The following is a 12,508-nucleotide window of genomic DNA, read 5'->3' on the forward strand; positions in this document are numbered from 1 at the left end:
CCGGGAGTATTACTATCAGGATTGACACCTATTAATAAATCATTTCCTTGACGACCTGTAATTTGGTCATTTCCTTCATTGCCAATGAGGGTATCATTTTGATGAGTGCCGATAATTTCTTCGTCTTTTGAAGATTCTTCCCAATTCTCAACTCCAGTTTGGTCTGTGCTAGCATTGAAGTTACCTACAGCATTTCCTGTACCAATAACATTATTACCACCACTGATAAAGGAGTTTTGCGACTGAGTTACAAAATCAATATCGCTATTTTCATTATCAGCAACAGTGCTAGAAGTAACAGTTGTTGAGGTAATAGAAGTATTTCCGAAACTAGCAATACCACTACCACGACCATCAGGAGCATTATTTTGGATAATAGTGGTATTTTCGATTTCAACTACACCGAAATTGAAAATACCCCCACCATCTGAAACCGCAGTATTTTCAATAATTGTGCTATTGGTAATAACGGCAGTGGGAATATTGCCAAAAACATTATCTTTGATATAAACACCACCGCCATCATCTCTCGCACTATTACCACTAATGGTACTGTTTGTGATTTCTGCATTACCGAAAACGGCGACCCCTCCACCATCAGCAGTAGCGGAAAGAGCTACATTATCACTGATGGTACTGTCGAGAATTTTAGTGTCACCATATACAAATATACCGCCACCATCATTATTCACTGTGTTACCAGTAATGGTGCTATTAGTAATCGTAATATTTCCCGGACTCCAGTTGTAAATACCTCCTCCAGTATCGTTAGCAAAATTATTAGAAATTTCACTGTGGGAAATATTAATTTCTCCACCATTAAAAATACCACCACCAGAAGCTAATCCTTCTTTTGTCTCGTTATTGCTAATAGTAGTGTTGGAAATGGTAATATTACCTGTTTGAGCATTGAAAATACCACCACCATCCTCATTTGCAGTGTTACCTGTAATAGTACTGTTACTTAGTGTGAGATTTTCTCGGTTAAAAATACCACCTCCATCATCACCATTACCAGTAACGTTGCCACCTCCGATAACAACTCCATCTATAGATACCTGACTTTGAATGCTATTATTGCCATCATCGATCTGAAAGACACGGGAGTTACCCCCAGCATTTATATTAACCGGGTTATTTTCATAACCATCAATATGAAGGTCTTTATCTATTCTCAGTTCCCCACTGGTCAGATTTATAGTTTCACCAGCAATACTAGGGTCAAATACAATAGTATCGCCAGAGTCAGCATTAGCGATCGCCTCTCTTAAGGAACCCTGACCACTATCGTTAGTATTTGTGACAACAATATCGGGCACAAAGAAAACATTATCTGAAATATTATCAATCTCAGTATTTAACTTGACAATATCCGATAAATTAAGATTCTCTAACCAATCTGAAACAGTACCATTTTCCCCTAACTGCCACTGAGCAAGGTCAACATCATTTTCATACCAGAAGCGATCGCCATCTCGCAAGCGTTCAAACTGGTCTTCTAAAATTGCTTCATTCAATTCACCAATACTAGAATTTGGCAAAGTCTTCTCTGACAACATCCCCACCCACTGGTCAATATTATCAACATCACCATAAAGTTCTTCTAATGCTGCGACAACTTCCGGGTCAGAAGAAATTTCACTAAAATCATTCACTCTTGATAAACCCAGTGCTTCCCGCACTTCATTATAATTTGCCAAACCATGGTCGCGACCGCGCTGGATATTCAACGCTGCCAAATCTGTACCATTTGCCACAGGTCCGCCACCGGGTGCCCCAGTAAACAACAAATTCCGCAAATCATCCACTATTTTCGCATCTGTTTGCTGCTGTACCTGGGTAGCTAAACCCCGCAAAACAGGTTCTATTCCTCCATCTTCGGTAATGCGCTCTGGTTGGAAAAAGCCTTGAAATAAATCTAATTCACCAACGGGAGCAGTAGTACCATCTTCGTTGAGACGTGGCACAGTACCGCTAACTAGAGTGTGACCCAAACGGAAACCAGCAGTAGAAAATTCTGTATTGATACCAGGATTAACATTTGCATCGTAACCATTATAAGGATCGAGAGTTACGCCTAGAGAAGGTAAAAATTCTTTATATGTAATCGCTTGAATTTCTGCCCCTACTATTTTACGCGCTCGTTGATAAATCTCTTCATCGCGAGCAGTAGTATTTGAGGGTAAGTCTGTGTGGGTGGCATCAATAATTTCTGCTAAACGGTTATGTTCCCGCACAAATAAGGTATGCAACGAAGTTAAGACTGCGTGTTCGTTTGCCCGTTCGTCCCCTGCCACAAAAGTGTTTTCACCAATACTTTCTTCCATCGCCATAGCAGGAGCATTTGGGTCATTTCCCCTAGTAGGTAGCAAATCTCCTGTAGAATGGGCAGTAACTTTCAACTTTCCGCCATCGAAACTGCGTAACCAGTTAGCACGGTCTTCATCACTACCATATACTTGACTTGCATCCAACCAAGCAGTGAGTTCATTGGCGTGTTCCCGGGGGTTGTTAATATCAGTGCCAGTATTCTCATCAAATAGCGATCGGGTAACGGGAATAAATGACCCAGGGGTGTAAACTGAGTCACCTTGAGGAATGAAAATGTTTGCACTTTCAGCATTGTTACCGGACTGTAAGTGAGTCAAAGTAATATCATGGTCAACAAATTGTCCCCATGCCCAGACATAATCACTTAAATTTCGTGGGTCTGGAATAGATTCTTGTTGGTCGAATAGGATATTACTAATATTGCGAGGATTAGGGTTATTAGGATTAGCTAATTGTTCTATTCCATCTGCATAAGCAGCTGGTGTAAAGCGAAGTAAATTTTCACCAGTTTGACCATATTCGGGATTATTTTGATTATTATTACTGCCGTTAATTTCACGAAAATTCATAGTTTATTTCAGAGTAAATTGTAGAATATATAGCAATAGACAGATAGGTTAAGATTTATGCTGATAATGTTCTTTAGACAGGGAAATATTTTTCCTACTGTTCCCTGCTATATTTATATAGAACCCATTTGATCGCTATATAATTATGGTAGTCAAGTCTTTTCGCCCATCAATTTTGAGGAAAAATCATCTGAAGGAGTGTTTAATTTTTTGTATTATTTCTCCCCACATTTTCCCTCTTACCGAAAAATTCTGGGTATGCGCCTCCCCTTTTAAGGGGATAAAAAAAGAGAATATTTCAGATTTCAAGCCTCCTTATTGCAGAGGTACTGATAACTGATAACTGATAACTGATAACTGAAATTACCTCCTGTCTTCCCCTCCTGGGAGGGGTTAGGAGTGGGTTGTCTCCTGTCTCAAGGCTAAAAAAACGCGCATATTTATGAAGATACGATCGGGGGTTCTATATAGATAATTGCGGAATCTACCTAGGAAATCAGGATAAAAATATCGCAATTTTTAGGGTTGATATCTAGAGATTTTGTTGAAGTGGATCGTCAAGGAAGGTACTAAAATTAGCAAGAATATTTTTCTCGTTCTTACAGAAGAATTGTTGTGATTGATGCAGCGCTCAAAAACATATACCAGATTAAAATTGTGCTGCAAAAATTATACATAATAGCTCAGAGATAATTGCTATATCTTTGAAGTAGGTGGTGGTGTAGGTTCAATTAGTTAGTTAGGGTTTAGTTCCCAATTAGACAGTGCAGGTGAGGTATGGAATATTAAACAAGGGTAGTAAAAAAATGAGAAAACAGTTAGATATTCCCTACTACCCTGTAACAGTTGGTGGATAATTATAGTTTTTCCTTCCTAATATTAAATTATATTCATCAATACTAGGAATAAATAAAGATATCCGGACTAAAAAACTCATTTAATTTTGAAAATGAAATTCTTGTTGCCTGTTGTTGGATTAATACACATCGCCTAAGTTCATCAAAAGTATCAGTTGTTATTTAAACTCCATTAGACATCTCCAAAAAAGATATAGACTTTTTGTAAAAGTAGGGAATAGGGAATAGGGAAGATGTTTTTAGGAAAAAAACGCGGAAAATGATTTTTTGAGTTCTTACACTCTAGTTTATCGCAAATAAAGGGAAAGTTTATTTTCTGGAGATGTCTATTTAATTAAAAATATATTGAGAACCCCGATCCATTTTGATACGCAAATAACCTGCTGTATCCCAATACCATTTGCCACCATATTCTATACTATTTGTCCACAGGCGAACGCGGGAATTTTCTAAGAATAAAACATTGGATTGAATTCCATCATTCCAACAAATAATCGCAACTACTCCGCTATCTTGACTACTTGTTTTTTTCTGAATCCTGATTCTGTCAACTTTTCCCAAAAACTGTCCGCTTTGACCAGAGGAAGTAACTTTTTTTCCATTTATATACCGAAGTTTTTGGCTGGATTTGCTTAAGTTGAAAGATGAATTTTTTTCAACAGAATTAATAACTGGAGATTCTTGTCTATAGTTTTTACTTTCCGGTTCTTGGTAGGGATTTGGATTATCATAAATTTCTTCCATAAGTTTGATAATTGGTGTCATTATTTCTATAATAGGAATAGCTGTTTGAGGAAAAATTATTGAGGTACCCAGAAGTATTAGAAAAGTACCAATAATTTTATTATCCATGATTTTTTAATAAGCTTTCAGCAGTTCAACAATCAGCGGTCAGCTTTTTAGAAGAGGATTTAAACCCTCCTAAAATTCAACTACTTATAGAGGATTAATAACTCAGTTTTTCTCGGTTTTACTAAAAAAAATTTTGTTTTTCAGCAAGGATTTTAAATCAGAATATTTAATCCTTACTGGAAACAAAACTTTTTAGATATCTCAGGTAAATTAAAACCCAAAAAAATCATAAATTACCAGTTAGACAAATTTCTACATTCTAGGTGTTAAACGATAAGTGTACTTCATTTTCCCTGGTCGAATTACACTAAAATTTACCCACTTTCCATAGGCACAACTTGAATCAGCATAATGATATTCAAATCGACTATTTTCTACACATAAAGGCTTATTTCCTAACCATTTTCCTCCTCAATTACCTCTTGCATAAATGCCATAAGTTCGGTTTTTTACTTTCCCATCCACAAGTTTTTTACCGAATAATTAATAATTAATAATTAAATAATTCGCGCCTTGAAGCCTCCCCTTTTAAGGGGAAAAAAAGCGGTCGAGGGATGGCGAGGTCCCCTCGCCATATCCAATCGACCAAGACAGCGGTCGTTAGCGGAGCGCACCCGTTGGGTGGGATGGCTCCGAAACCTGCGCTGTCCGACCATCGACCAAGAAAAGAAAATATTCCTTATATTCAATTCCGTAGCGGTTTTAACCAGAGGTAATTATCAATTATCCATTATCCATTATCCATTAATGAAAGTCACCTGGGTCTATGTTCCACCACCCTGAAGTAATCCATTGGTCTCCTGATTTTTTACCTAAAACAACGCTGACTCGCTCATGGGAATCATTACAAACTTTTAAACCTCGAATTCTGGCATGAACTGGTAAAGAAACTAAAGGAATTGAAGTAGTAGCAAAGAGACTAATAGCAGTTAAACGAGTAACTAAATTAAATTTAAACATCTTGAATTTTCTCCTCTAATAACAGTGAAGAATGTTTGTTAGCTGTTACTTATTAGTCGTTTAGGTGGGAATTTTTTATTCAGTTTTGTAGAAAATTTTCTGCGTGACAATTAAGCTTATCAGACTGATATCAAATATAGGTTCTTGTTGAGCGATCGCCTTCCTGTTTATTGACAAGTTATGAAACTGAATTGCCTCAATATTTTGGTGGAATAAGAGGGTCATCTTCTTCGTCATTGAGATGAATTGGGAAAATATTAATCATCAACTTTGCTCCTGAGATAAAATGTTGAAAAAAAATCCTCAAGTCATTTTTTTGACTGTGATTTATTGTGATATTTATTACCCTGTAAAATTGATGAAATATTATTCAAAATGCTGACATCAAAATAGTAAGGACGTTCCATGGAACGTCCCTACAAGGATTTGGTTTTTATCCTATTAAATGTCAAACTAAAACCGCAAAATTTCCCGACTAAAATCATCAGGAATCGGCTCAATTTCCCAGATTAAACCTTCCCCTGGTTCTAAAATTACATCTACATACAGCTTTTCCACAGCATGGGTAGATACAGCTTCATTATTTTCAAAATTGTCTCCATACTCTGTCAATAATCGCAACTTAAAGCCTGCCGGAATTAAACCTCCCACAGCTACATTTTGCAGTTCAAATCGCCAGATTATTTCACCATCTTTCACTCGAATAATTACCTGTAAAGTAAAATATTGTCCGGCTATTTTGAGTTGTTTGGATAAAATTTTATCTGTGGGAATTTCTAATTCTTTTGTGCCTACTTCCTTGTCAAATGCTAAATCTGCTTTTTTGTTGCGTAATAGCCAACCAATTTGTTCAGCTAGTTCGTCAATTCCTTGTTTGAGGAATTCTAAGACATTGATTTCTGATACTTCTGACTCATTTTGCAGTTTTAATTCTTCTAAAATGGCAAATAAATTATCCAGAGGTTGTAGTTTTTCCAGAGGAATAGTTTCGGGTAAATTATCTACATTTTTTACAGGGAAATATCCTAAGACTTTTGCTTTATCTAAAATTTGCTCGAACTGCACTGCCACAAAACCAATGATGTTTTCTGGTATATCTGGAGGTACGGAAAATTCAGTTTTTCCAGGCAAAATTGGAATACAAAATAATCTCTTGTTTTCTACTACTAAGTCTGTGGTATTTAACACTCCGCTCAGAATTGGATTTAAACTTTTAACTTGTTGTAAATCTGTAGAAAAATCTAAGCATGTCAATAAATTATTAACAGCCTTAACAGCTAGAATATTCAAATAAGTTTGTTTGCCAATTTCTGGGTTAGATTGTTCGGATGCTACACTGGCAGCTTGTTGATGTGTTTCAGCATCTAAAGTTACAAAAACTGGTTGTAATTCTGTTCTATTTATCATTGTCATTTTCTCCTAATATTTCTTTAATTTGTTGTGCAAATAGTTTGGAGTACTTGTCGAAATTCCGCTCGATATCCTGATTAATTTCTTTAAATACGCTCTCATCATGTCTGCTCCAATAGGTTTTGAGAGTTTGATATTTAACATCATGCTCCTTAGCAAAATTTGTCCAATTATTTTTATTCTCCGGTTCAGAAAAATTGGTTATTTTTTTGCTTTTTATGATGTATTTTTCCTTGGGATTATCAACAATAACCCAGTTTTATTTAACTGTTATTTTGTCGCCTGGATTGCTCAAATAAAAATACTTAATTCTTGCTTGAGCGTTACATTATGGATATCCTTTGGGATGAATTTTCTGTAATTTTCCTTCTGGATAGTTCTCAATGTAAAGTTCTAAAATTAGACCTTTTATTTGAGTTTTCTGATTTTGTATATGGGTAATATAAGTCTCAAAACCATCTGATGTAGAAATATTAAATCCTTCATTAGCTAATAAGTCTATCCAATCTTCTTTTTGCTCCTCACCTACTGGAGTATCAAGACTAATTTCTTGATTTGTTTTTCTGTATAAGTCAAAAATGTCATATTTTAAAAATCCATTTATCCACATTACATAACGCTGTCGCACCAGTAGAGGTGAATTTTGACTAATATCAATTCTCCATCTTTTTTTGTATTCCTGGAAAAACTTATCAATATTGTGTTTGACAGAGAATAAAGTGTTATTAACTGCGTGTAAATAATCTGGATGTTTGTCTTGACGAATTCCTGGCAACTTGGGAGTAATATTTAGTAAACTGTCAATGGTTTGGTTTCTTTGGTCTCCCCTTTGATTTTTAATATCGGTTAATAGTTGTTTGGTTTTTGCATCTTTGTCCATAATTTGAGTTTCATAGAATATTAGAGTTTGAGTGTCTCTATAGCTGAAGTCAGAAGTCAGAAGTCAGAAGTAAAATTCTTGCTGTGACTATATTTGATAGGACTGAGAATGTCCGCGCTAGTAATAGCAACCGCTATATCTTTAATATCGATATCTCTGGGAAAAGTTATTCATATTTAGAGGAGAAAGTGGGAAATTAGGCGTAATAGTGTATCTAGGCTAAAATTGTGGCGTAAAAAAATTTAACTCCCCAACCCCCTTCTTTACAAGAGAAAGGAGAAAAATATTCTTCCCTCTCTTTTTAAGGAGAGACTTTAAACCTTAATTATTAATTATTAATTATTAATTATTAATTATTAATTATTTGAATATCGATATCTCTGGGAAAAGTTATTCATATTTAGAGGAGAAAGTGGGAAATTAGGCGTAATAGTGTATCTAGGCTAAAATTGTGGCGTAAAAAAATTTAACTCCCCAACCCCCTTCTTTACAAGAGAAAGGAGAAAAATATTCTTCCCTCTCTTTTTAAGGAGAGACTTTAAACCTTAATTATTAATTATTAATTATTAATTATTAATTATTTGGTAACTATCTTTTTTAAATTTGGAATTAGAGGTGAAAAATGGTACAGGTAAAAAATCAACTCACATTACAAGAATTTATCGAACTTCCACCAGGAGAAGGAGATATTACTTATGAATTTATTGATGGAATAGCAGTAGCAAAAATGTCGCCAAAAAAATTTCATTCTAAACTGACTCGTGCTTTACTATATTTAATTGATGAATGGTGTCCAGGAAAGGGAGAGGTTTACCCAGAATTAGCAGTTAAATTAATCAGAAAAGGAAAAGATTGGATGCCTGTTCCAGAATTATTGTATCTTGCTGCTGAACGTTTTCCTGAAGATTGGGAAGAAGATGTTGCTTGTTCCGTACCGCCAGATTTAGTAATAGAAATTATTTCTCCTGGTCAAACTTATGGTCAACTGAATGCTAAAGCTAAAGATTATTTAGATGCGGGTGTATTAAGAGTATGGGTTGTTGATAGTAAGGCTAGGAGTATTACAGTTTTTTATCCAGATGCACCGCCACAAACTTATATGGGAGATACTCTACTGATAGATTCTTTATTTGCCGGATTAGAGTTAACTGCTGAACAAGTATTTAAAAAAGCTGAAATTGCTAATAAAATTGTTTCCAATCTTTAGAAAAGATTCATTTAGATATCTAAAAAAAGTTCAGTATAGTTGCTAGAATATTTACTATCGTAGGTTGGGTTGACCTTAAGGAAACCCAACACAAATTTATAGTTGTTGGGTTGCGCTGTCGCTTAACCCAACCTACAAAGTTTACTGATAACTGATAACTGATAACTGATAACTGAAATGAAACTTCTGCCCCATGAATATCCAGACACCAGTAATATGATTCTGGAGGATGATACTCCCTTGGATAGTTTTATTAATGAAAAACAACAACGTTTACTTGCAACTGTATTTTATAGTGGTGCTGAAATACCTATAAATGTTCCTTTTATTGTTGCTGCTAATGTCGGTTTATTTTCCCATGTCCGAGATTCAGGAATTGTGCCGGATGTGTTTTTAAGCTTAAATATTATTGGCAGTGAAGAATGGTGGGAAAGAAATGTTAGTTCTTATTTATTCTGGGAATTTGGCAAGCCACCAGATGTTGTAATTGAAATTGTTTCTCCTACTCCTGGCAATGAATTAGGAAGTAAATTAACAGACTACGCGCAGTTAAAAATTCCTTATTATGTTGTCTACGATCCATTGCAAAAACTAAGTGAAACTGTACTGCAAGTATTTCAACTTCAATTTAATTCTTATATTCCTAAAAATGATGCTTGGTTTACGGATATAAATCTGGGATTAACTCTGTGGAATGGTAGGTTTGAAAATATTAATGGTACTTGGTTACGTTGGTGCGATGCTGATGGGAATGTAATTCAAACAGGAGATGAAATAGCAGCAGAAAAAAATCTGGAGCTATCCCAAAAGGATGCTCAAATTAAACAGGTGTTATTATTGGCAATTGAAATGGGATTAAAATTCAAGTTTGGTGATGAATATCTGGGTATATTATCCGAGATTTCAGCAATTAATGATGTGAAATTATTAGAGAGAATTGTTACTCAAATTCCCCAGGTTTCTTCAATGGATGAATTGCGAAAACTATATTCTGAGTAGTTGAAAAATATGAACAAGGAATGCCTAGCATGGGAGCAAGATGCTCCCACTGCCATTTCTGATGACAAAAATAATTACAACTGGACATAACATTACTTCTGACTTCTAACTTCTGACTTCTGACTTCCTATGGCGATCGCTCAATTTTAGAAAAAACACCGTAGGTTGGGTTAAGCGTATCTCGCAACCCAACACCCAACAGCATACTGGTATTTTGTTGGGTTGACGTTTACGGAAACCCAACCTACAAAGTTTACTATTAGGAAATTATTGTTCCTCTCAAATATAGTCACAGTAATAATTTTACTTCTGACTTCTGACTTCTGACTTCCTATGGCGATCGCCAAGACATAGAATCTGAGCTTGTCATTGCGAGGCGGTGAACAAACAGTTAACCTTCTGGAAAAAGTTTTAACTCAGCCGAAGCAATCTCCGCACATCCTTGAGATTGCTTCCTTCCACTCCGTTCCAGTCGCAATGACAAACCGAGAATTCATCCGTATATCCGTGCCAAAATCACTGTTTGCTGCCCCTCTCTATTAGTTCCTTGACATCCTCCCCGGCCTAAAGGCGCGGGGATTCCTACTGAGCCGTAGCTCTTCGGCGGGTTGACGCTTTGCTTCGCATAGCTGCCGCTAACACAGGGTGCTGCTTCCTTGGCGGTAGTCTGATGCTTCCCTCCACGTCCGTTTAGAGTTTCCGAGTGCCCCCCGGCAACTAATAACAGTTTAGCATATATCCAATTCACTTGCAAATCAAATAAAAAGTCGCCCTACAAGGGCGAGGCTTTAAACCCAATTTTTCGGTAAATGGATTTTCACCTTTTTTTAAACTATCAATCCAACCTTGACGTTTTGCTTTCTCTTTATCATTTGTCGTCCATTCAACGTATGCTTGAAAATCAGAAATAGCTCCCGGAAAATCCCCCGTTAATGCCCGCGCTAAACCTCGGTTATGATGATTCCATCCATAATTAGGTCTAAGTTGAACAGCTTTCTCGCAAGCAAACATCACCTTATCAGCTTGCTTGTTTAGGTTGCCATACCAACAAAGTCTATTCCAATTCCAAGCAGTTATTTCCACATCTGAATCTAATTCCTGAGCTTCCTTGTAAAGACTAATTGCCGACTCAATTTTTCCCTCTGTTGCCAGTTTTACTCCCTTTTTGACTTTGCCAAGAGCTGTCTGTTCGTGGCCAATATCTCACAACAAATTCACCCCGACTGTGCAAAACACCTGATAAAGAAACAGTCTCCTCACATCCTGCTAAACCATTAATAATTACAGCCTGTCGCCGACTATTTTCATTACTATTAATCGGCACAATTCCTAACACAAACTCTCCCGCTCCTTCCACAATTCTTAGAGGAGTTTGCCCAGGAGACTCCGACTGAATATTTGATTCACCACGATTAGCTTTTTGTTGATTAGTCAAACGAATTTGCTGATTAGTTTTATCAATATATTCTAAAGTGCGATGATAGACATATTTATATAAACTATCCGCCTCAATTACTCCCGACTTATCCGCAGCTTTCCCCAAAAAACCTTGAATCAAATAATAAGTAAATAATCCATGTTTTAAATTTTTCCATTCTTCAGATTGTTCATGCTTATCGCAAGACAAAAGCGCATAGAAACCCTTACTTTTAGCAGCCCTTTGCCAAAATAATTCTATTAATTGTGGAGCAATACTAGATGTTTCAGATTCAGATAATTTCTTACTTTGAGATAAATGCTGAAAATTAATACTTGTTCCACCACTATGACAAGCATCAATAAAAATCAATTGATATTTAGCACCACTTGCTGCCAACTTTTGCAGAATTTCTGCCACAGGCAAACCCGTTGTAGTTAAATTATTAGTTTCAGTATTTTTCAGACATAATATTGGTTGCTGAGTTTGTTTGTCTAAAAAACCATGACCAGAAAAATAAATTAAGATAGTATCTTCTTTAGTAGCTTGATTGACTAATTTTTCTAAGCTATTTTTCACCACATCAAGATGAGGAGATTCACGAGTATTATCGTGATGGATAATAATAGTTTTATAGGTGAATAATTTTGTAGATATTTCTAGTGCAGCCTTTAATTATTGACAATCATTAACACAATAATTAAGGTTGGTTATTCCAGTATCATCATATTGATTAATTCCCACTAAAAGAATTAAAAGTTGGGCTTCACCAGTTTTGAGTTTTTCCACATTAGAATTACCTGCTGATTTAGGCATAATTTTATATTATTACTCCATAATTGTATTGGAGAAAGAGTCATTTCAGTTATCATATAGAATCCGGTTATACAGTATATGTTTATAATTCTATCCACACTTTCTCGCCTTAAATCTCCCCATCTCCCCATCTCCCCATCCCCCCATCTCCCCATCCCCCCATCTCCCCATCTCCCCATCCCCCTATCTCATATAATAAGTATTCAACCG

At 36.0% G+C, this 12,508-nt stretch carries 12 protein-coding genes; 2 read left to right on the forward strand and 10 right to left on the reverse strand.

Annotated features, from left to right (window positions below; all coding sequences use genetic code 11):
* From F6K23_RS03415 to F6K23_RS03440, 6 genes are all read right to left on the reverse strand, one after another.
* A partial coding sequence (locus F6K23_RS03415; RefSeq protein WP_293150568.1) for a peroxidase family protein occupies positions 1 to 2,900 on the reverse strand: 2,900 nt, incomplete at its 3' end.
* Positions 2,901 to 4,087: 1,187 nt separating this feature from the next.
* Positions 4,088 to 4,609 (reverse strand): hypothetical protein, encoded by a 522-nt coding sequence (locus tag F6K23_RS03420; RefSeq protein ID WP_293150571.1) that lies wholly within the window; start codon positions 4,607 to 4,609, stop codon positions 4,088 to 4,090.
* A gap of 744 nt (positions 4,610 to 5,353) precedes the next feature.
* Positions 5,354 to 5,569, reverse strand: coding sequence for a DUF1036 domain-containing protein (locus F6K23_RS03425; protein WP_293150574.1), 216 nt, complete (start codon positions 5,567 to 5,569; stop codon positions 5,354 to 5,356).
* Positions 5,570 to 5,644: 75 nt separating this feature from the next.
* Positions 5,645 to 5,794, reverse strand: coding sequence for a hypothetical protein (locus tag F6K23_RS03430; RefSeq protein ID WP_293150577.1), 150 nt, complete (start codon positions 5,792 to 5,794; stop codon positions 5,645 to 5,647).
* A gap of 228 nt (positions 5,795 to 6,022) precedes the next feature.
* Positions 6,023 to 6,976: a DUF1822 family protein gene (locus F6K23_RS03435; protein WP_293150580.1), complete on the reverse strand. Its 954-nt coding sequence runs from the start codon at positions 6,974 to 6,976 to the stop codon at positions 6,023 to 6,025.
* A gap of 331 nt (positions 6,977 to 7,307) precedes the next feature.
* A complete protein-coding gene (locus tag F6K23_RS03440) occupies positions 7,308 to 7,859 on the reverse strand; it encodes a hypothetical protein (protein WP_293150583.1) in 552 nt (183 codons plus the stop codon).
* A gap of 622 nt (positions 7,860 to 8,481) precedes the next feature.
* Between F6K23_RS03440 and F6K23_RS03445 the strand changes: the two genes are divergently transcribed.
* Positions 8,482 to 9,066 carry a Uma2 family endonuclease gene (locus F6K23_RS03445; protein WP_293150586.1) on the forward strand — a complete coding sequence of 195 codons (585 nt, stop codon included), beginning with the start codon at positions 8,482 to 8,484 and terminating at the stop codon, positions 9,064 to 9,066.
* A gap of 177 nt (positions 9,067 to 9,243) precedes the next feature.
* A complete protein-coding gene (locus tag F6K23_RS03450; protein WP_293150589.1) occupies positions 9,244 to 10,065 on the forward strand; it encodes a Uma2 family endonuclease in 822 nt (273 codons plus the stop codon).
* 493 nt (positions 10,066 to 10,558) lie between these two features.
* On the opposite strand, the gene F6K23_RS03455 is transcribed toward F6K23_RS03450, so the two are convergent.
* From F6K23_RS03455 to F6K23_RS03470, 4 genes are all read right to left on the reverse strand, one after another.
* Positions 10,559 to 10,813, reverse strand: coding sequence for a hypothetical protein (locus tag F6K23_RS03455; RefSeq protein ID WP_293150592.1), 255 nt, complete (start codon positions 10,811 to 10,813; stop codon positions 10,559 to 10,561).
* Entirely contained in the window at positions 10,810 to 11,148 is a 339-nt protein-coding gene (locus F6K23_RS03460) for a tetratricopeptide repeat protein (protein ID WP_293150595.1), read from the reverse strand. The genes F6K23_RS03455 and F6K23_RS03460 overlap by 4 nt, the downstream gene beginning before the upstream one ends.
* Positions 11,149 to 11,194: 46 nt before the next feature.
* Complete coding sequence (locus tag F6K23_RS03465; protein ID WP_367267603.1) at positions 11,195 to 12,064, reverse strand: caspase domain-containing protein; 870 nt, start codon at positions 12,062 to 12,064, stop codon at positions 11,195 to 11,197.
* Between the two features lie 170 nt (positions 12,065 to 12,234).
* Positions 12,235 to 12,477 (reverse strand): hypothetical protein, encoded by a 243-nt coding sequence (locus F6K23_RS03470; protein ID WP_293150598.1) that lies wholly within the window; start codon positions 12,475 to 12,477, stop codon positions 12,235 to 12,237.
* Positions 12,478 to 12,508 lie beyond the last annotated feature (31 nt).

Source organism: Okeania sp. SIO2C9 (assembly GCF_010672455.1).
In the GTDB taxonomy this organism is placed as follows: Bacteria; Cyanobacteriota; Cyanobacteriia; order Cyanobacteriales; family Microcoleaceae; genus Okeania.